This window comes from Mycolicibacterium arseniciresistens (genome assembly GCF_030519285.1).
Classification (GTDB): Bacteria; Actinomycetota; Actinomycetes; order Mycobacteriales; family Mycobacteriaceae; genus Mycobacterium; species Mycobacterium arseniciresistens.
Map to the genome: position 1 here is coordinate 1 of NZ_JAUMSQ010000051.1, position 19787 is coordinate 19787.

17 protein-coding genes and 1 pseudogene are annotated in these 19787 nt (G+C 62.8%); 6 read left to right on the forward strand and 12 right to left on the reverse strand.

Annotation, left to right across the window (positions count from 1 at the left end; genetic code table 11):
• A partial coding sequence (gene nudC, locus Q2100_RS09735; RefSeq protein WP_302913880.1) for an NAD(+) diphosphatase occupies positions 1 to 748 on the forward strand: 748 nt, incomplete at its 5' end.
• 71 nt (positions 749 to 819) lie between these two features.
• Here nudC and mrx1 read toward each other — a convergent pair.
• Positions 820 to 1074, reverse strand: a complete 255-nt coding sequence (gene mrx1, locus Q2100_RS09740; RefSeq protein ID WP_264013559.1) for a mycoredoxin Mrx1 — start codon at positions 1072 to 1074, stop codon at positions 820 to 822.
• Positions 1075 to 1148: 74 nt separating this feature from the next.
• On the opposite strand from mrx1, the gene Q2100_RS09745 reads away from it, so the two are divergent.
• Both Q2100_RS09745 and Q2100_RS09750 read left to right on the forward strand, forming a co-directional pair.
• Complete coding sequence (locus Q2100_RS09745) at positions 1149 to 3278, forward strand: ATP-dependent DNA helicase UvrD2 (RefSeq protein WP_302913881.1); 2130 nt, start codon at positions 1149 to 1151, stop codon at positions 3276 to 3278.
• 490 nt (positions 3279 to 3768) lie between these two features.
• Positions 3769 to 4050: a WhiB family transcriptional regulator gene (locus Q2100_RS09750; RefSeq protein ID WP_264013562.1), complete on the forward strand. Its 282-nt coding sequence runs from the start codon at positions 3769 to 3771 to the stop codon at positions 4048 to 4050.
• Positions 4051 to 4075: 25 nt separating this feature from the next.
• On the opposite strand, the gene Q2100_RS09755 is transcribed toward Q2100_RS09750, so the two are convergent.
• A complete protein-coding gene (locus Q2100_RS09755; protein WP_302913882.1) occupies positions 4076 to 5407 on the reverse strand; it encodes a macrolide-binding ATPase MABP-1 in 1332 nt (443 codons plus the stop codon).
• 42 nt (positions 5408 to 5449) lie between these two features.
• Positions 5450 to 5707 (reverse strand): annotated as a pseudogene (locus Q2100_RS09760) (cyclodehydratase); the annotation flags it as partial.
• A gap of 173 nt (positions 5708 to 5880) precedes the next feature.
• Between Q2100_RS09760 and Q2100_RS09765 the strand changes: the two are divergent.
• The gene (locus Q2100_RS09765; RefSeq protein WP_302913883.1) at positions 5881 to 6183 is read left to right on the forward strand and encodes a hypothetical protein; all 303 of its coding nucleotides are present in this window, start codon (positions 5881 to 5883) and stop codon (positions 6181 to 6183) included.
• Entirely contained in the window at positions 6180 to 7541 is a 1362-nt protein-coding gene (locus Q2100_RS09770) for a hypothetical protein (protein ID WP_302913884.1), read from the forward strand. Before Q2100_RS09765 ends, Q2100_RS09770 begins: the two co-directional genes overlap by 4 nt.
• On the opposite strand, the gene Q2100_RS09775 is transcribed toward Q2100_RS09770, so the two are convergent.
• From Q2100_RS09775 to Q2100_RS09800, 6 genes are all read right to left on the reverse strand, one after another.
• Positions 7538 to 8050, reverse strand: a complete 513-nt coding sequence (locus Q2100_RS09775; protein ID WP_302913885.1) for a hypothetical protein — start codon at positions 8048 to 8050, stop codon at positions 7538 to 7540. The genes Q2100_RS09770 and Q2100_RS09775 overlap by 4 nt on opposite strands.
• Positions 8051 to 8192: 142 nt before the next feature.
• A complete protein-coding gene (locus Q2100_RS09780; protein ID WP_302913886.1) occupies positions 8193 to 8480 on the reverse strand; it encodes a hypothetical protein in 288 nt (95 codons plus the stop codon).
• A complete protein-coding gene (locus Q2100_RS09785) occupies positions 8477 to 9208 on the reverse strand; it encodes a M48 family metallopeptidase (RefSeq protein ID WP_302913887.1) in 732 nt (243 codons plus the stop codon). The genes Q2100_RS09780 and Q2100_RS09785 overlap by 4 nt, the downstream gene beginning before the upstream one ends.
• A complete protein-coding gene (locus Q2100_RS09790) occupies positions 9195 to 12332 on the reverse strand; it encodes a type I restriction endonuclease subunit R (RefSeq protein ID WP_302913888.1) in 3138 nt (1045 codons plus the stop codon). The genes Q2100_RS09785 and Q2100_RS09790 overlap by 14 nt, the downstream gene beginning before the upstream one ends.
• Positions 12329 to 13528 carry a restriction endonuclease subunit S gene (locus tag Q2100_RS09795; RefSeq protein WP_302913889.1) on the reverse strand — a complete coding sequence of 400 codons (1200 nt, stop codon included), beginning with the start codon at positions 13526 to 13528 and terminating at the stop codon, positions 12329 to 12331. Before Q2100_RS09795 ends, Q2100_RS09790 begins: the two co-directional genes overlap by 4 nt.
• A 26-nt stretch (positions 13529 to 13554) precedes the next feature.
• The gene (locus tag Q2100_RS09800; RefSeq protein WP_302913890.1) at positions 13555 to 15993 is read right to left on the reverse strand and encodes a type I restriction-modification system subunit M; all 2439 of its coding nucleotides are present in this window, start codon (positions 15991 to 15993) and stop codon (positions 13555 to 13557) included.
• 221 nt (positions 15994 to 16214) lie between these two features.
• On the opposite strand from Q2100_RS09800, the gene Q2100_RS09805 reads away from it, so the two are divergent.
• Positions 16215 to 16370, forward strand: coding sequence for a hypothetical protein (locus tag Q2100_RS09805; protein ID WP_302913891.1), 156 nt, complete (start codon positions 16215 to 16217; stop codon positions 16368 to 16370).
• 7 nt (positions 16371 to 16377) lie between these two features.
• Here Q2100_RS09805 and Q2100_RS09810 read toward each other — a convergent pair whose 3' ends face one another.
• The 3 genes from Q2100_RS09810 to Q2100_RS09820 form a co-directional block, all read right to left on the reverse strand.
• Complete coding sequence (locus Q2100_RS09810; RefSeq protein WP_302913892.1) at positions 16378 to 16968, reverse strand: amidophosphoribosyltransferase; 591 nt, start codon at positions 16966 to 16968, stop codon at positions 16378 to 16380.
• Between the two features lie 167 nt (positions 16969 to 17135).
• Entirely contained in the window at positions 17136 to 18029 is an 894-nt protein-coding gene (locus tag Q2100_RS09815; protein ID WP_302913893.1) for a DNA-processing protein DprA, read from the reverse strand.
• Positions 18030 to 18078: 49 nt separating this feature from the next.
• The gene (locus Q2100_RS09820; RefSeq protein ID WP_302913894.1) at positions 18079 to 19500 is read right to left on the reverse strand and encodes an SIR2 family protein; all 1422 of its coding nucleotides are present in this window, start codon (positions 19498 to 19500) and stop codon (positions 18079 to 18081) included.
• Positions 19501 to 19787: the final 287 nt, after the last annotated feature.

Sequence of the window (19787 nt, forward strand, 5' to 3'; positions counted from 1 at the left end):
GGCCGCGGCGCTGGCCGACGCGCCGCCGGCCGACGCGGTCTTCCTCGGCCGCCTCGACGACGGCAGGCACGTCTGGGCGGTGCGCGGCGAGTTGGAGCCGCCCGAGGGCGACGAACCGGTGGAGGTGCTCGACCTGCGTCGCGCGGGGCACATCTTCGACGACGTCAGCGCCCAGCTCGTCTCGACCGCCACCGCGCTGCTCAACTGGCACGACAGCGCCCGCTTCAGTCCGGTCGACGGCGCCCCGACCCGGCCCATCAAGGCCGGCTGGGGCCGGTCGAATCCGCTGACCGGCCACGAGGAGTTCCCGCGCATCGACCCGGCGGTGATCTGCCTGGTGCACGACGGCCACGACCGCGCGGTGCTGGCCCGCCAGACGGTGTGGCCGGAACGGTTGTTCTCCATCCTCGCCGGCTTCGTCGAGGCGGGCGAGTCGTTCGAGGCGTGTGTGGTCCGCGAGATCGCCGAGGAGGTCGGGCTGACGGTCACCGACGTGGAGTACCTGGGCAGCCAGCCGTGGCCGTTCCCGCGCTCGCTGATGGTGGGCTTCCACGCGATCGGCGACCCCGAGCAGGAGTTCTCCTACAACGACGGGGAGATCGCCGAGGCGGGGTGGTTCACCCGGGCCGAGATCCGCGACGCGCTCGAGCACGGGGACTGGAACAGCCGCTCGCCGTCACGGCTGCTGCTGCCCGGCTCGATCTCGATCGCCAGGGAGATCATCGAGTCCTGGGCGGCCCAGGACTGACGTCCGCGAGCAGACGCACATTGCGCGCGTCGCGCCGCGTGTCGGGGCACTTCGCGACTGCGCGCCGTCGGTTATCCGGCCAGTTTGGCCTTGACGTCCTTGATGCTCGGGTTCGTCAGCGTCGAACCGTCGGGGAACTTGACCGTGGGCACGACGTGGTTCCCGCCGTTCACCGAGCCGACGAACTCGGCGGCGGCCGGATCGGCCTCGATGTCGACCTCGCTCCAGGAGATCCCCTCGGACCTCAGGGCGGTCTTGAGCCGCGAGCAGTACCCACACCACGTGGTGGTGTACATGGTCAACGTGGCGGTATCGGAAGCAGTCATAACGGATTCAACCTAACCGATGCGCCGAACATGCCCGGCACTGCGCCGGGCTTTTGTCACACCGCCCTGTCAAGATGGACCGCATGTCGGTAGAGGCCCGCTCGTCGCTCGAGCCGCTGCTCACCGACCTCGACGACGAGCAGCGCGAAGCCGTGCTCGCTCCCCGCGGCCCGGTGTGCGTACTGGCGGGCGCAGGCACGGGCAAGACCAGGACCATCACCCGGCGCATCGCCTACCTGGTGGCCGCCGGCCACGTGGCGCCGGGCCAGGTGCTGGCCGTGACGTTCACCTCACGGGCGGCCGGCGAGATGCGCGCCCGGTTGCGCGCACTGGATCAGGACTCCGACGCCAGCACCGCCCCGGTGCAGGCGATGACGTTCCACGCCGCGGCGCGCCGCCAGCTGCAGTACTTCTGGCCGCGGGTGGTCGGCGACACCGGCTGGCGGCTGCTCGACAGCAAGTTCTCGGTGGTGGCGCAGTCGGCGAACCGGGCCGGGATGCAGTCCTCCACCGACGACGTGCGTGACCTCGCCGGTGAGATCGAATGGGCGAAGGCGTCGCTGATCAGCCCGGAGGGCTACGCCGCCGCCGTCGCCGAGATCGGCCGCGACATCCCGTTCGACGCCGCCCGCATCGCCGCGGTGTACGCCGGCTACGAGGCGCTCAAGGCCCGCAACGACGACGCCGCGCTGCTCGACTTCGACGACCTGCTGCTGCACACCGCTGCCGCGATCGAGAACGACGCGGCGGTCGCCCAGGAGTTCCGGGACCGCTACCGCTGTTTCGTGGTCGACGAGTACCAGGACGTCACGCCGCTGCAGCAGCGGGTGCTCGACGCCTGGCTCGGTTCCCGCGACGACGTCACCGTGGTCGGCGACGCCAACCAGACCATCTACTCGTTCACCGGCGCCACACCCCGCTACCTGCTCGACTTCTCCCGGCGGCACCCCGAGGCCGCGGTCGTGCGCCTCGAACGCGACTACCGGTCCACCCCGCAGGTGGTGTCGCTGGCCAACCGGGTGATCGCCGGCGCGCGCGGGCGCATCGCGGGCAGCAAGCTGCACCTGGTCGGGCAGCGGCCACCCGGCCCCGAACCGACGTTCTCCGAGCATCCCGACGAGGTCGCCGAGGCGACCGCCGTCGCCAAGGCCATCGCCCGGCTCATCGAGTCCGGCACCTCCCCGGCCGAGATCGCGGTGCTGTACCGCATCAACGCCCAGTCGGAGGTCTACGAGGAGGCGCTCACCGAGGCCGGCGTGGCCTTCCAGGTGCGCGGCGGCGAGGGCTTCTTCAGCCGCCAGGAGATCCGTCAGGCCCTGCTGGCACTGCAGCGCGCCGCGGAGCGGGCCGAGGACGACGGGGCCGGCGCCGGGCTCGGTGAGGTGGTGCGCGGCCTGCTCGAACCACTCGGGCTGACGGCCGAGGCGCCCGCGGGCGTCCGGGCGCGCGAACGCTGGGAGGCGCTCGCCGCGCTGGCCGAACTGGTCGACGAAGAGGTGGCGCTGCGGCCGCATCTGGACCTGCGCGCCCTGGTCGTCGAGCTGCGTCAGCGCGCCGACTCCCGGCATCCGCCGGTGGTGCAGGGCGTCACGCTGGCGTCGCTGCACGCCGCCAAGGGGCTGGAGTGGGACGCGGTCTTCCTGGTCGGGCTCGCCGACGGCACGCTGCCGATCTCGCACGCTCTGACCCACGGCCCCGACAGTGAACCCGTCGAGGAGGAACGCCGCCTGCTCTACGTGGGCATCACCAGGGCGCGCGTGCACCTCGCCCTGAGCTGGGCGCTGGCCCGCGCACCGGGCGGCAGGCAGGGCAGGCGGCCGTCGCGGTTCCTCAACGGCCTCGCACCGCAGGCCTCGTCGGACACCGCTCCCGGTCGGCCCCGTCGCCAGAAGGGCGCAACGCCGCGATGCCGGGTCTGCAACGGCGCGCTGACCACTCCACCGGCGATCATGTTGCGCCGCTGCGAGTCCTGTCCGTCCGACCTCGACGAGGAACTGCTCGGGCGGCTCAAGGAGTGGCGGCTGCAGACGTCCAAGGAGTTGAAAGTCCCCGCCTACGTGGTCTTCACCGACAACACGTTGATCGCCATCGCCGAGACGCTGCCCACCGATGACGCCGCGCTGGTGGCGATTCCGGGCATCGGTGCACGCAAGTTGGAGCAGTATGGGCCCGACGTGCTGGCCCTGGTGCGCGAGAGGGGCTGAAGGCGGCCAGGAATCGCAAAGATTCCGCCAAAAGCGCAGGTAGAAAATAGGTTGTGCGGCTGCGCTGTTAGGCTTAGCCTCGAATCACACGTTGGGCGACGAGTCGGAAGGAGGGTGCCCGGATCATGATCAGCAACACGAACGCGTTTGTCGGTGTAGGCGTTGCCGGCATGTCGCGGACCCTCCATGTCGTCGCCGGCACCTGCGCTGGGGCGGCGTATCACGCGTCCGCGGCAGCCGCCGCCGCTATTGCGGCGTGGCCTGCCGCCGCCATTCCGGCGCCGCGCAAGCGCCGCGCCGCCACCGCGACTCGTCCGTCCGTGAATCGGGGCACCACCTAGGTACGCCTTCGACACGCCACATGGCCACGGACCCGCAGTCACCGGATCCGTGGCCAGAGTTTTTTCGGAGATGATCCGAGCACCTGGTCCCAGATCCATCAGAAATCAGATGGCCGAGGAAACAACGACCAGGAAGCAGGAATCAACTGATGTCGCAGGGTATGTGCCTCGAGCGGAAGCTGCCGGCAGTGCCATGTCATCTCAACGACCCCGACATGTGGTTCGCCGAGAGTCCGGCTGACCTCGAACGGGCCAAGGCACTGTGCGCCGACTGCCCGATCCGGCGCGAGTGCCTGAACGCCGCGCTGGAACGGCAGGAGCCGTGGGGTGTGTGGGGCGGGGAGATCCTCGACCGTGGCACCGTCGTCGCGCGCAAGCGGCCGCGTGGGCGTCCGCGCAAGAACACCGAGGGAAACCCGGCGGCGGCCTAGTGCCGCCGCCGGGCGCCCCGGACGGTCATGCTGCGTCGGCGAATCCCGGAACCAGCTCCGTCGCAATGGCTTTGACGGGCACATGGGCGTCGAGCTGACACGAGATCGCCACCGATGAGGCGATCACCCGCATCGGGATGGCGAGCTTGGCGGGGATGTCCATCTGCCTGGCCGTCTTGATCTGGGCGACCGACTTGTCCAGCTGCACGGCGGTCATCTTCTGCAGCCACCTGCGGGTGAAGTGGAAGGTCCCGGCCTGCAGCGGTTCCACGTACTGGCGCAGCATGTCGTCGACGTCCTGGACCGACACCTTCTCGCCGGGCTGGATGAAACCGATCTTCTCCATGGTGGCGATCAGGTTGTCGTAGTCGTCGTCCAACGCGAAACGCATGATCTGACCCAGCTCGACGGGCAGCCCGCCGGGCAGAGGAGCGACGGCGCCGAAGTCGATGACACCCATCCGGCCGTTCGGCAGCAGCATGAAGTTCCCGGGGTGGGCGTCGCCGTGCATCATGTCCAGCCGCTGCGGCGCGCTGTAGGTCAGCTCCGCCAGCCGGGTGCCCATCAGGTCGCGCTCCTCGGTGCTGCCCTCGCGGATGATCTGCGACATCGGGATGCCGTCGATCCATTCGGCGATCAGCACCTTCGGCGCGCTGGCGACGATGCGGGGGATGACGAACTTCGGGTCGTCCTCGTAGGCCTTGGCGAAGGCGCGCTGGTTGTCGGCTTCGAGCCGGTAGTCCAGTTCCATCTCGGTGCGCTCGATGAGCTCGTCGACCACACCGTCGACGTCGGCGCCGGGAGCGAGCTGCTTGAGCACGCCGGTCATCCGCTGCATCGTCTTGAGGTCGGCGCGCAGCGCCTCGTCGGCGCCGGGGTACTGGATCTTGACGGCCACCTCGCGGCCGTCGGCCCACACGGCCTTGTGCACCTGGCCGATGCTGGCCGAGGCGACGGGCTGGTCGTCGAACGAGGTGAACCGCTGGCGCCACTTGGTGCCGAGCTGGCCGTCGAGCACCCGGTGCACCTTGGCCGCGGGCAGCGGCGGGGCCTCCCGTTGCAGCTTGGTCAGCGCCTCGCGGTAGGGCTTGCCGTACTGCTCGGGGATCGCGGCCTCCATGACGGACAGCGCCTGGCCGACCTTCATCGCTCCGCCCTTGAGGTCACCGAGCACGGTGAACAGCTGCCGGGCGGCCTTGTCCATCAGTTCGGCGTTGACCTCATCGCGCGACTTGCCGGTCAGCCGCTTGCCGAAACCGAGTGCGGCCCGGCCCGCCATGCCGACGGGCAGGCTCGCGAGCTTCGCATTACGGGCGGCGCGCCCGCGTTTGATGTCAGCCACCAGTCCATCATCCACGACTCAGCTGAACGGCCCGTCACCAACTGGCAACAATCGTTTTCAGCAGGTGCAGTGCGGATGACGCGACCACCGCCGGGCCACGATGGAGTGCCGCCGGACGTCGAATTCGAGGGTGGTGTCCAGCGTCGGGGGCGGATCGGCTGGCCGCCGCGCATCCCCGGATTCGCGGACCGCCCGGATCACCCGGTCCACCTGATCGAGGGCGAGCGCCGCGGTGGCCAGCAGCGTCGCCCGGTCCGCGCAGCCGACGGTGCCGCGCAGCTGCGCCGCCACGGCCGGCCAGGCCGAATCCCGGTCGCCCCAGTTTTCCGCCGCACTGACCGTGTCCGGTTTTGGCAGTGTCCTGATTGCGCATGCTACGCGATCGGTCGCCGGAGCTGGCGGGACGAAGGAGGATATCCGTAGTGGCCCCTCCGCCGTGAAACTGGCGCACATGCCAGTGCAGATCCTGCGATAGGGTCGCGACCAGGGTGTTCGCCGACTGGGGGGATGACATGCCGAACGAACTTCACGTCGACACCGCGGGCCTGCGGTCCGCAGCTGCCAACAGCACGCTCGCGGCAACGACCCTTGCCAGCCCCGCAATTTGCGGCTCTGCATCCTCGCAGCCCAGCGGCACCGGGGTGACCGCTGTTTACGCCGCGCTGGCGGCGGTACGTCAGCGCCAGTCCAGCCGGATCAGTGGCCAAGCTGGCGATCTGACATCCAGCGGTGCCCTCTATGACACCACCGATGCGGAGGGGGCCGACGCGATCACCTCGGTGTCGGTGTGACCCCCGCGGCATCGCCCGCCGCTGTGCTGACCCGCTCAGAAATCGAGGCGTGGAGCACCACACACCTCACTGATGCCGCCAGCACCTGGCGAACCGCAGCGACCGCCTCCGAGGACGCTTTCGATCAGCACAGACAGAACATCGCAACCCCGGGCGGCACATTGTGGACCGGCGATGCCAAAGACGCTGCACTAAGCCGCGTAGCCGCCGACATCGGAGTCGTGAGCCAACAAAGCACCATTCTTCGCGGGGCCGCTCGCATCGCTGAGAACGGTGTTACCGACATCACCGCGGCCAAAGGCGACGTGATAGCCGCGATCACCGCAGCCGAGGACGACGGATTCCGAGTCGGTGACGACTTGTCGGTGACCGACACCCGCCCGCCCGACATTGAGACGATGGCCGCGCGGCATACGGCCGCGGTCGAGCACGCCGAAGATATCCGCTGGAATGCCGAGCGGCTCGTGGCCACGGACACACAAGTCGAACAGCGACTGCAAGCCACAGCCGTGGACCTGGCAGGGATCCAGTTCGACGGCGAAGGCGCTTCGCGAGACCCGACGATTCAGGCCGTCAGCAACGAACCCGATGAGACATCCTCGGACACCGGCGAAGACGGACAGACTGGCGCCGACGACACTGACGGCACTGAAAGCGGCGGACAGCCGAACCCGAAAGATCCGCACCCTGATTATCCGAACCGCAGCGCCGACGGCACCTACGGTCCTGGCAATAGTGGCGACGGCAAGGCCGCCGAGAAGGCCGCGCTCGACGAACGTGAGAAACAAACTGGCGTCCCTATCACTCGTCAACAGGTACGCGCGACCCATCCTGACGTGAAGAATCCCGAGACCGGTGAACCGCAACAGCGCTACTACGACGGACTCGAGCCGACCGGCAATCCCGATGAATACATTGGGATTGAGGCTAAGACCAACGAACGCGGCAGCCGGCCGAACCAAGAGCGCTTCGACGACGCCGTCACCCCCGGCCGCCCAGCCACCGCGGTACTCGACGGGCGCGAAATCACTATCGTTGATGCTCAGACTATCTACCCGCCGGAAGGGTGGAAGCCACCGTCAGCACAGACGGAAAGCCCAGCGCTGTCACCAGTCGAGGGCGCCGCGCCTGGCGCTCCCAACCAGCCCGTGCCCCCGGGACCCCTCGCTCCCGGCTCGGGCGCGAACGTCGAGGGTGTCGTCCCCGCAACCGAGGCACCTTCACTGCCCGGGTGGGGAACACAGCTGACACCGCAGCAGATGATCGACAGTGGGGACCCGGCCCTACGGGTACTCGGACAGGAGCTTCGCCGGAGGATGGCCGAACAGGGAATCGTCGATCCGAGTGGGCTGGCCTAACCTCGTGCAGCGACGTCTCGCAGATCGATGATTCCCCCGTCCGCGGTGTAGCCCTCCACCGGCCTCAACTCGTACCCCGGGGGAATGTCACCTGTCCTGTGATAGCTCATGAAAAGTTGCGCTGCTTCCTCGGCGTCAAAAACCTCAGTCGCCCTCACCATCTCGTCACCCTTGGGCAAGGAGATTGCCACGTCCAAGGGCTGTTCCCCGGTATGGGGATGGCCGATCACATACCGGACCCAGTTGGCTCCCCATTGCGTCCCGCCAGCCTTGCGGATGTCGAGCATCATGGCGTCGGCGCTACCCGCAGCCTGAAGGTAATGCTCGGTCGCCTGGTTGCGGATTTCTTCGAAGCGCTTGCCCTCGGGCAGTGCGAAGAACGTCAAGTACCAGCGGTCAGTGCCGTCTAGCTGTCGCAGCGGGCCGAGAAATTGTAGAGGTCCGGCGCCGGCGGCCATCGTCGCCGCACTGCCGCCGGTGTACACCATCGCGTGGGTCGGCCTTCCCATAGTCAGAATCCTATCCGTCACACCGGACAAATCGCGGTCGCCATTTTGCATAACTCGACCCCGATACCCTGCGTCGGCGGCCGAACCGGGCTACTGCGGCCTACAGCCTGTCCAACTATCGGTCACAGCAGTGTTCCCCGGGCTACCTTCGCCTTAAGGGCAAGAGCCTCACTTCCGGGAGTTTGCCGAAGCCGATCAGGAGTTCTTCGCCCGCCCTCATCGACGAGACCGTCGTCGAACCGCTGCCCACCCGCGAGCCGCCGGCCAGGCGGCCTCCCGCGCCGCCATGCCGGTGATCACCGGGCAGGCCGACGTACGTATCGAGACGAGCTTCGATCGCGAAGCGGTGACTACGAGCTCCATCGAACTGGGTTGAAGACGGCGTGTAATACGCAGTCAACTCATCGAGCCAGCCGCGCGCAGTCGTCATGCGCCGTCAGTCCAAACCTCGTCCGCTAGTGGCGATTCGTTGAGTCGGTCGCGGCGAGAGCGCCAGTCGGGCATGAAGCTATCCATGAGTGTCGTGAAACGGATGCCGTGATTGCGCTCCAGATAGTGCGTCATCTCATGGACAACGATGTACTCCAAACACTCTGGATGCTTCTTAGCTAGTTCGACGTTGAATGAGATGTGCCGCGTCTCCCGATTGCATGATCCCCATTTGGTTTTCATGCGCCGGATCGTCCACTGTGGGACTTCGACATCGAGCCTCTGCTCCCACTTGGAAATCAGATCAGGCAGAGCCTCACGTAACTGCGCCCGGTACCAGCTGTCCAGATGCTTGCGACGGCGATCGGCTGTGGTATGCGCTGGCACATAAAGCAGCAACCGGTCACCTTCAATTTCAAGGTGCGCCCGGCCTGGTCGTTCTATCACTTTCAGCCGGCGTCGTAGGCCCCAAACATAGTGCGACTCACCGGTCTCCATCGCACGCTCAGACTGACGTGCCGTTGACCGCAACTGTTCTCGCTGGCGCTTGATCCAAGTTAACCGTTGCACTACTGCCATCCGAACCTGTTCGTCGTCGAGGCGCTTCGGCGCAGCGACACGAACGCGGCCCATGGGCGGATAGACCCCTATGTGCAGGTTCTTGATGTCCTTATAGACGACATCGACATCGATGCCGCGGATGGTGAGGTAGGCGCTAGATGTAGTCACGTTGTGCCGTCACCAGTTTCATTAGTTCTTCTAGTCGTTCTGCATCGAACCCGTCGGGAAGCACCTCGATAATCGCGTTTTCCACTCTGCGCTCGCGCAATGGGTTGCCAATCCAGTCAGCCCGCTTGTGGTCACGTACAGCCCGGTCAACCGCAATGGCAAGCTCCTCGTCACGACCCAATGAGTCATACAGGGCACGCTTGGCGTCGGTGTCAATCGCGTCGGGATAATCATTCAGCGGTTCCTTGGTGCCGAGGGTGGTCGCCAATTCGAGCAGCCTCGCCAGGTACGCCTCATATTCGAGTGCCTCCTGGCGGCGCAACTCCAGAATGTCATCGAGCAGCTTGCTCATCGACTCGTAGTACTTGGGATTGGTCGGGCGCTCGTCAATGATGACTTTGCGCATGTTGTTCACGATCGTCTCAGCCACGGCCTTGGGGTCTTTCTGAATCCCGCTCGGGAGCTTGGCAATCGCGCCCTTCCCCAGCTTAACGATCAATTGAATCAGGCCAGCATCTTGGAAGTTCGACACAACTTCAGACGGGCTGGCGCTGATGTACGTATCGAGCAAATTGCGCATCCCGGCTTCATACTGCTTGAAGTCAATGTCTTCCCCGGCACCAAGCTTCACCTCAGCACGAACTGCCGCATAGAGTTCGATCTCGCTACGGATTGCTTCGGCCTGGGCTTCGCTGTACCCGGCTGCTGCCATGTCATCGGCGAGGTTGGCGTATGCGCGCGTCACCGCCGCAACGGCCCTATACAGCTCAACCCGCTTGTACTCATTAGCCTTGAGTTGCTCGATGTTTCCCGGCTCCATCGCGCAGAAATACTGTTGATACTGCAGCGTGTTCTTCGGACGCTCGACAGCTTCGACAATCCCACGAATACGCTCCAGCGCTTCGTCCAAGTCCTCACGCGCTTGCTCGATACGGTCTGTCAATAATCCTTCGACGTCCTGCTTGTCGTACCCATCGAGAGCGCCGGACGTGTAGTCGTGAACGGCGGACTGCAGGGAGTTGAACAGGTCCCGATAGTCGACGACGTAGCCGTAGTCCTTATCGTCGCCATCCAGACGGTTGACACGGCAAATGGCTTGAAACAGCCCGTGGTCCTGCATCTTCTTGTCGATGTAGAGATAGGTGGCACTCGGGGCGTCGAATCCGGTCAGCAGCTTGTCGACCACAATCAAGAGCCGCATCTGGCCAGGCTCTTTGACGAACTTCTCTTTGACTTCATCCTCGAACTGCTCGACCTTGCTCATTGCCGCATCTTCCGACTCACCGAAATAGTCGGCCAGCATCCTGCGGTAGGTGTCGTACTTGCGGATCGCCTCGGTTTTGCCCTCACCAGAGTCTTCCTTGGCAATGTCGCTGGCGCTCGGCGTGTAGCTGGTAACAATGGCGCACTTGCCCTTGAACCCGGCGGATACGAACAGTTCGTAGAATTTTGTTGCCTGGTAAACACTCTCACACACGAGCAGGGCGTTGCCACGTCCATCCATCAGCCGCGGCTTGATCGCCATATCTAGCAGGATGTCCTGGACGATCTGCCGCGCCCGTGGCTCCGCAGACACGACCTTTTGGATTGTGCCCCAACGCTTCTTGAGCTCAGCCTTGGAGAGATCGGTCATTCCCTTTGTCTTGATGTCGAACCACTGATCGATCTTTTCGGGTGCGACCAATTGCTGGTCGATACTGCGCGCCTCGTATCGGAGATCTAGTACCACGCCGTCCTCGACTGCTTCATCGAATTTGTACGTGTGGATGAAGGTGCCGAACGTCTCGATACTGGTCGCCTTGTCCCTTTTGAGCAAAGGCGTGCCGGTAAATCCGATGAACATTGCGCTCGGCAGCAGCTGCTTCATAGCGGCGTGCATCTTGCCCGACTGCGTGCGGTGCGCTTCGTCCACGAACACGAACAGATTGCCCTTAGCTTCAAATCCCTGAGGTACCTTAGCTTTCAGCTCGGCGATGAACTCGTCGCCAGCATCATCGGAATCCTTGTCGCTATCACCGCTGCGGAACTTATGCACCAGCGAGCAGACCAGCCACTCCTCTGATGAGTTCAACGTATCGATCAAGTCAGCGCCGCTTGCCGTGCGGTAGATCTTCTCGCTGACGCCTTTGAACACTTCTTCGATCTGGTCATCCAGCTCGGTGCGGTCGGTGATCAACAGAACCCTCGCATCGTCCTGATGTTCCCGAATCCACTTGGCCAGCCATACCATCGTCAAGCTCTTGCCTGACCCCTGGGTGTGCCAGATGACACCGCCCTCGCGTGTGGCGATTCGCGTCTGCGCTGCCTTGACGCCGAAGTACTGGTTTGGCCGACACGTCTTCTTCACACCCGCATCAAAGACGATGAAGTTGTGGACGATATCGAGGAAGCGCTCCTTGTTGCACACTTGGGCAAGTGGCACGTCGAGCAGCCCCTCGACACCCGCACTGTCCCGTTCAAGCTGTGCTCTCTGCTGGTCGTCGATGTCCTTGATCAGCCGCCACTGCATCCAATACTTTTCGGGCGTGTCGATCACGCCGTAGTGCAAGCCCTCCACGTCGTTGCCTGCGAACACCAGCTGCACGGTAGAGAAGAACGGCCGGATGAACTCGGGCTTCTGGTTGCCGATCGTCTGGCGGATGCCTTCGCTCACTGCCACGCGGGATCGCTTGAGCTCCAACGTCGCCAAAGCAATGCCGTTGACATACAGCACGACATCCGGGCGCTTGGTGTGCTGGCCCAGCACCGTGACTTCCTCGGCCACGACAAAATGATTGGCCTCAGCGTTGTCCCACTCGATCAGCTTGACGGTCTCGGTGTTCTCGCCGACACCACGTTTGACCTTGGCTCCGTAGCGGAGCAGCCCGTATACCTCCCGGTTGGCTTCATACAGATCGTGCCCCGCCCCCACAGCTGCTGCTTTTTGTAGCTGTTGAATCGCCTTCGTGATGAGGTCGTCGCCGTAACCACGTGCCCGCAAGTTCTGCGCCAGCAGGCCTTCGCTAATATTTGAGTTGTTGTCATTGTGCGCCCAATTGCCTTGGTAATCATAGCCCAGCCGTTCGGCAAACAGCTTGACGACGCGGCTCTGCGTAGCGCGTTCTGGCTGGCCGACGTCACTCATGACGCAACCTCCACAGGCAGACGAGTTCGACCGGTGAGCAGCTCCTGCATCATGCCGGCTTTGACGTCGCGAGCTTTGTCGAGGCGACTTCGGAGTATCTCAAGCTCCGCCTCGGCGTCCGTCAGGACTCCAGCGATTGCTCGCTGCTCGTCGATCAAAGGAACCGAGAACTCTAGCTTCCGAACATCGCCGCTCGACACTGCGGGGTAGTTCGACCCCGCGATGATGCGATCGATCTGAACAGTCGTAAGATGGCTCATCAACAGATTGAAGACGAACGCCGGATCCCCGCTCCTGTTCGTCCGAATCACCGCGAAACCTGTCGATGCGATGGGGCGACGCAATTCCCCCGTATAAAGTAGGTGTGATTGGAGATTGGGGCGGACAGTCCCAAAGAGCACATCGTTCAGTTCGACAACCCGCCGCGCCCTTGACGGTGCGTCTCTGAAGGCGACTTGAGTAGAGCCGAGCAGCCTTCCACGGTCGACGTTCTCAAGTGAGATGTAGTCGAGCAGCAACTTCGAATTGGTGCTTGCAGGCAACACCTCGGCATCGACAGTCGCGAGATTGCTTAGAGTAACGTCCTCCCATGAGAGGGTGAACCCAGGCAGGCGCGTGCGGCCGGTCAGGAGCTGCTGCATCATGCCCTGTTTGACCGCTTGCTTCTTGGTAATGAGGCGTTCGAGGGTTGCGATCTGCTCGTCAACATCAGCTAGAGCGTCGGCGATACGCGTCTGCTCTGGCAAGGGCGGAACCAACGTCTTAAGCGATGCGACGGTCGTGAGGTTCATGCCAGCTTTTGCGCCCTGATCCGTCGCACCAACAAACAGGCGCTGCGGCTCCCAACTTGCCAAGTAGTACGCGACGAAACGGCTATCTGTAAGCCGCGGGTCGAGGCGCACACGCGCAATGTGTTGGTTGATATATGCCGGAGTCGGCACGGCGTCATCTATGTAGCCAATGATTCCGATGTCAGCAGTGATCGAAACGAGAAGATCGCCAGGGGCGAGAAGTGTCCGTCGAGCCTCCGCATTGCTGGAGTCAATATCGACAAACCTGGAATTTGTGAGATCGAGATGGATATTGTCCCGTTGAAGGTTAGTGATTCGGACGAACAGGCGGCCGTGGTCAGCGTAAAACTTCGCCCATCCTCGCGACCCACTCGTCACTTGGCCACCCAGTTCTGCCAGCGTCATCGCTGGCCACGCGCCAGTTGCAGTCATCACGGCTTGACTCCCATTGCCGCCAGATGCGCGGCGACCTTCGCATCCAGCTCAGCCAGTTCCGAATCGAGCGCACCCACCGTCTGGGCATACCGCTTACCAAGTTGCTGGATACGAGCCACGAGGTCATAGGTAAGGGACGTCACCTCACCGGCAATCCGACTCTTGATGGTGGCGTGCCACTTCTCGTCCAATACAAGGAACTTCACATCGTCTTCGGTGAGCTTGCCGTATTCCTTTAGAACGGTCATATCGAGTTCGGCCTGCAAGTCCTTGACTGCCTTCTTGGCGGCGGCCTCGGCGTCGTAGAGCTTGATTAGGTGCTCAAGCGCCTTGATCTCATCGGGGTCGGACTTCTCACGCTTGGCGACCCGCAGGCGTGTTGCGGCGAGAGCCTTGGTGATCTTGTCATCGTCCACCGCTCCCGCCAGCACTCCATCCTCGACGGCATGCTCTTCGACGTATTCCTCGATCGCCTGGGCAGCTGCTTCGACCTCGGCGGTCAGTTCGTTGATCTGGTCCTGTGTTTCGTAGTAGTACGTGGACACCATGAGCGACGGGGGGATGAGATCCATCTTGTATTTGGCCGCATTGCGTCCCGAGCCGATGATCAGATCGGGAGCTTCGGACAGCTTGCGCTCCTTGTCTTCGATTGTCTTGCGGGGCTTAGCTGCACCAAGCCACCCGTCGTTCATGATCATGAACACGTCGTCGTGCATCGTAGTTTCGTTCCAGTACGACATCAGCTGCTCGTAGACGTCGTACTCGTCCAGTAGCGGGACCGACTTAAACCGTGTCAGCAAGTCTTCGCTAATCTCACCGATCAGCTCGGCCGGCTTCGTGTCCTCGTTGATGTTCGCTAGCCGTGTCCGGTGCGCCGCGAACCATTCATCAACTATGTCATCTACCTTGGCCGCAAACTTCTTGAACTTCGGCGACTCCAGCACTGCCTGCTGCACATCAGCAATGTCGATGACCAGATCGCTGTAGCCTGGCCGGTTCTCGGTAAACAGGGTGCTGCGCAGGCTAGGGAAGGCCTTCCAGTACTCATCCAGCGCGTCGAGGTCGCGGTCGGGGATGCCACCGTGAAGGTGCGCGTGCAGATCCTGAATATCCTCGGGCTCCGACGAATCGATGTAGCGAGGGATGTTGAGGTTGAAGCCGTTCTTTGCGTCAGCGATTTCTTTGAGCGGCACCATGCGCGAGTAGCGGTCGATCTCAATCTGCTTGTTGAAGGTGTCGACGATCTTGTGGATGTCCTGAGCGCGCAGGCGGTTTTTCGGGCCGTCCTTCATGAAACCTTTGGAGGCATCGATCATGAAGACGCCGGTGCGCCCAGCCGCATTTTCCTTATCGAGCACCACAATACATGCGGGGATTCCCGTGCCGTAGAACAGATTTGGCGGCAAGCCAATGATTCCCTTGATGAAGCCACGCTTCAATAGATTGCGGCGAATGTCCGCCTCTGCGTGGCCGCGGAACAGCACGCCGTGCGGCAGGATGACCGCAGCCTTACCAGTGCTTTTGAGCGACTTGAGCACATGCAGCAAGAATGCGTAGTCCCCGTTCTTTTCCGGCGGCATGCCGTATTCGAATCGCCCGTAGTCCTTATCCAGGCCGCTGTTCCATGACTTGACTGAGAACGGTGGATTGGCAACCGCGAAGTCGAAGGTGCGAAGTTCCGCGCCCTTCGTGAACTGCGGGCTCGTGATGGTGTCGCCCTTCTCGATCTCGGCGTCCTCGTTACCGTGCAGCCACATGTTCATCTTGGAGAGCGCCCAGGTGGCGTTGTCTTTCTCTTGGCCATAGATCGTGATTCCGCGCGGCGCCTCATCAGCAACTTTGAGCAGCAGCGATCCCGATCCGCAGGTGGGGTCGTAGACCGTTTGGTCAGCGCGGGTCGTCTTATTGATGCCGACCACCTTGGCCAAGATCCGCGACACCTCCGCTGGCGTGTAGAACTGGCCCTTGCTCTTGCCTGATTCGGTGGCGAAGTGACGCATTAAGTACTCGTACGCATCACCCAGCAGATCATCGCCCTCGGCGCGAGAGCCGCGGAAGTCCAGACCTTCGAATATCGACACCAGCTTGGTTAGCCGGTCGACCATTTCTTGGCCCTTACCGAGCTTCTCCGGGTCGTTGAAGTCGGCAAGATCGATCACGTTGCGCAGACCATTGGCGTCCGCCAGCTTGGCGATGATCTTGTTGAACTTGTCGCCGATCTCTTTGTTGCCCCTAGCCTTCAGCATGTCGTCGAAAGACCCACCCTGGGGCACGCGGGTAAGACTCTTGGAGTTGGCCTTGGCTTTGTCCGAGACGTACTTCACGAACAGCAGCGTGAGGATGTAATCCTTGTACTGACTGGCATCCATCCCGCCGCGCAGTTCATCGCAGCTCTTCCACAGTGAGCTATACAGGTCAGACTTCTTCAGCGCCACAAGCGGTGGTCTCCTATTTTACTGATAATCGTTTTCATTATAACAACTTTGTGATGGGTTTCCGCTGCTCAGCACCACTTTTGAGCGGTAGCGACATGCAAATACAGCCTAGGTCACAGGTGTGACAACGTTGCGGAAATAGAAGGTCACCGCGTCGGCGAGAATGGATCTGTGCGTCACGAACGCCAATCCCTCCCATCGAGTGCTCCCCGCCGTACTCGATGGAGTTCGTCGCCCATCTTCACGGCGGCTGCTACGAGGCGGACGAAACCGAGCGTTTGCTGCCGACAGTCCGGGCCGATCCCGACGGAGCCCGGATGCTGGCCGCGCTCACGATTGCGCAGCTAGAAGTGCGCCTGTACGGATTGCAGTACTAGTGGACTATCAGTCGGGGCGGCGGTTGATCAGGGGACTGTGCTCCCAGGTGAACGGCTGCGACCTTTGATCGTCCCAGAATGCGGTCGTGCCCTTGTAGCCGAGATTTACCCGGCGTGCGACCACAAAAGCGCCCGCGACTTCATGGCCTGCTGCCGTCAGCGCGCAGGCGGCGCTATTGATACGAGCGCCCGTGGTCTCGACGTCATCGACGAGTAGTACACGCTGCACATCCGCCTCGGCATCGAAAGGAACAAACCCGTCCACCGAGGGTTTGTTATGCCCCAGTTCGCCTGGCCCACGACGCAGCAGCGTCACTACGGGGACGGTCAGAGGCAAATCGTTGAGAATCACTTCGAGAGGGTGCGCACCCGGTCGACCCGATGACGGTACGACGGTGATGGCGTCGAACGAACTCCGCGCGACAAGTCGGTCTCCGTGCTCATAAAAGAACCGCGCGATCAGCGCTTTGACCACATCGACGTAGTCGGGAATGAACGGCTCGCTCCCGTCGACCCGACCCTTGTAGCACGTGAGCCACTCGCGAAGCTGAGACTCCTTGATGTAAAGCGATACCAGGTCAAGGGGCACAGCCGGCATGCCGAGCTTCTCGGCATTCTTGGCGCAGTTCCAACACTCGCCGGACTCCCAATCCGTCCAGGTGCGGCATCGCCAACAGCTTTCCGGTCGACCGTCGACAGGCGGAACAACCAGCTCAGCGATCGCGCTGTCTGAAAGCTGCCTTAGCTTGGGGTCGAGGTTTTCGATCAGTGGTCGTGCCTGTCGAGCATGTGCCGAACATCGTGGGCATCTGAGAAAAACGTTGCCTCACCATTGTCCGCAAGTCTGCGGGCCCACTTCTGGTCAGAAAGTGCGGGTTCCCACATCATCACGCTGCGCCCGTACCCCATTGCTTGCTCAATCTCATGGCGACTGCCGCTGCGCGCTTGTCCCGCCATGATGATGCTGACGTCGCTGAGGCCGGCAATCACATGATTCCGCCTTAAGAACGAAGTACGCGTCCGAGGCGCATATGGTGCGAACTGCGACACCAAAGCGCCCGTCTGGCGGATTCTGTCTGCCAGATCGGCGTTCTGCTCAGGAAAGATGCGGGTGATGCCCGTGCCGAACACGGCGATGGTGCGACCATTGGCGGCCAACGCGCCTTCGTGTGCCGCGGTATCGACGCCTGCCGCCAGACCTGAGATAACTGTGACGCCTGTCGCAGCAAGGTCGGCAGCCAAGGCGTGTGTGTCAGCAATTACCTCTGCAGTACCAGCGCGACTTCCGATGATGGCCACTGAAGGCCCCTCAATCTCGACGGAAGCAGTCGAGAACAACACCGGCGGAGCATCCCAGCAGCGAGCCAATCGCTCCGGGTAGACAGGAGCATTGGGAACATCTGCCGCCAAGATTGGTACTGCGATCTCAGCGGCTATCAATCGGTCAATTTGCTTGTGCCAGTTCTCAACTCGGGCTTGATCAAGGTTCTCGCGCAAATAGCCGACGAGTTCGGACTCATAGAAGTCGGCGTTCGTGTCGACCAAGGCATGGAACTGGTCTGGATCCCGTAGTACGCCTGTGAGATCACTCGGCTGGGCTGGGAGCAACTCCAATGACGCCATCACGACCGCGACCTGCCGTACGTACTCCTGCTCCATATGGCCAACTGTACGAGACCGGGCCGACATCTCGGCCGGGACGCGTGTGTTATCGCTGGTACATCGCTTGCGCGAGCAATTGGTGCGCCGCTTCGGCTGCGTTCGCCGGGTCGGGGTCGTTCAGGCGTGCCCATAGCCCCGTATCCGTTGGGCGAGCACCCAGGCCCGGGGGCGCAGTTTGGTTGGCCTCCCAGTAGTCGTACGCGGCGCCGCCCGAGCACGCCAACGGCACTACCCCCACGTCTCGGGCGACGGCCCATTCGATCTCCTCGGTGGTCTTGGAACCACCTCTTACAACAAGCATGGCGCGGGACTCATCGAGGAGATCGACCACCAGCTCTTCTCGGGTGCGATCAGCGTAGATTGCAGTACCGACGCGATCCGGCAGCTGGACTGGCGGGCCGGACTTCTTGCGGAAATGAAAAGTCAACTTCGCAGGGTCATACCGTCCTTCGATCCGGCGGAGCGCTGCAACGTCACGGGTGACCAACCAACCCGATGGACCCTGCAGCGATGCGATCTCCCAGTCGGTTTCGCGATCGAGCTCACGCGCGATGGCCAAACACCACGCTCCGAGAATTTGCTCGTCTTCGTCGGCGGTTGTCGTACCCGCAGCGGCACTGCCAGACACGAAGAGCCGCGCTGGCCGCGTCCGACGAAGCAGCTGCGTCAGGATCTCGGTGATCTCGCCATAATCTGCGATTTCACACACTCTGATCCCACTGTTCTGGAAGTCGTCGATGCGTAGCTGATGCAGTCGAAGCTCGTCCGCTTTGTGTGGGTCCGGCGTCTTCAGCACGGCCACGTGCCGGTCACCGGGCGCGGTATCCAGCGTGCGGGCCAGGCGTAACAAGATCTCGACATTCGGATCGACAAAACTAAAGCCGAGAAAGAGCATCGTTCGACTGAGGTAGGTTGCCCGGAGGACAGTCCACATCCGGGGATGATCTATTTCGTAGCGCTCGTAGTCCGTCCGAGTGATCACTGGAAGTGCATCCCAACCTGCGGGATCGCCGCTGATGCTGCCATGCATCTTGATCACTGCGCGCTGATTGGATGCGATTAGCCGGATCGTTTGCTCATCCACCGCGACAGCGTGGCCTTCTCCGGCAGCAGTCATTGCCAGTTCGAGCAGCGGATCATAGTTTGTCGTCCACACTTGCGGTACACGGAGTCGAGCTATCAAGCGGTGGTTGAGAGCAGGCCGGAAGGGCGCCGTGGTGAGCTCTTGAAGAATGTAGTCGTGGAGAGCTGTGACTCCGCCGGCTAGCTCGTTGGCGATGTACTCAGCCACCAAGGGGTAGTCGTGGTGCTTCGGCACATTGCAGCTTGTGCGGATGGGGTCGAGCAGGCCATCCCAACCTGGAAGCCCCGCACCTTGAGAAATCCCTGCACCGATGAACAACGCCGCGTTGCCCGACAACACAGCTTCGCCGTACTCCTCGACAAGCTCGAAACGCGCAATCGGCACACCTCAGTCAATCAGACTGCGCTGCCGACGCCGGGTTCGAAACAGGCCAGCCGTGACGGCGTGGCCTGTCGGCCTGGAGCTATGCGTGCTTCGCGACCATTAGGTCAGTCAGTGCCAGTCGCCGCCTGCGAACGCCGATACGCCTTGACCTGGCTCACCGCGTCCTTGATCCCGAGGGTGCCCTTGATGACCCGCCGGATGATGGTGTCGCGGGTGGGATCGATGCGACCGAATCCGAGGCGCAGATCGGCGTCAGCAGGCGTGAGCCCCGCCGCGGACAGTTTCAC

Excerpts from the sequence above, each read along its gene's own strand:
- Q2100_RS09805 (WP_302913891.1), top strand. The coding sequence starts at position 16,215 with ATGGAGTTCGTCGCCCATCTTCACGGCGGCTGCTACGAGGCGGACGAA.
- Q2100_RS09780 (WP_302913886.1), bottom strand. The coding sequence starts at position 8,480 with ATGACGACTGCGCGCGGCTGGCTCGATGAGTTGACTGCGTATTACACG.
- Q2100_RS09750 (WP_264013562.1), top strand. The coding sequence starts at position 3,769 with ATGTCGCAGGGTATGTGCCTCGAGCGGAAGCTGCCGGCAGTGCCATGT.
- Q2100_RS09815 (WP_302913893.1), bottom strand. The coding sequence starts at position 18,029 with ATGGAGCAGGAGTACGTACGGCAGGTCGCGGTCGTGATGGCGTCATTG.
- Q2100_RS09745 (WP_302913881.1), top strand. The coding sequence starts at position 1,149 with ATGGACCGCATGTCGGTAGAGGCCCGCTCGTCGCTCGAGCCGCTGCTC.
- Q2100_RS09810 (WP_302913892.1), bottom strand. The coding sequence starts at position 16,968 with ATGCCGGCTGTGCCCCTTGACCTGGTATCGCTTTACATCAAGGAGTCT.
- Q2100_RS09795 (WP_302913889.1), bottom strand. The coding sequence starts at position 13,528 with ATGACGCTGGCAGAACTGGGTGGCCAAGTGACGAGTGGGTCGCGAGGA.
- mrx1 (WP_264013559.1), bottom strand. The coding sequence starts at position 1,074 with ATGACTGCTTCCGATACCGCCACGTTGACCATGTACACCACCACGTGG.
- Q2100_RS09775 (WP_302913885.1), bottom strand. The coding sequence starts at position 8,050 with ATGGGAAGGCCGACCCACGCGATGGTGTACACCGGCGGCAGTGCGGCG.
- Q2100_RS09790 (WP_302913888.1), bottom strand. The coding sequence starts at position 12,332 with ATGAGTGACGTCGGCCAGCCAGAACGCGCTACGCAGAGCCGCGTCGTC.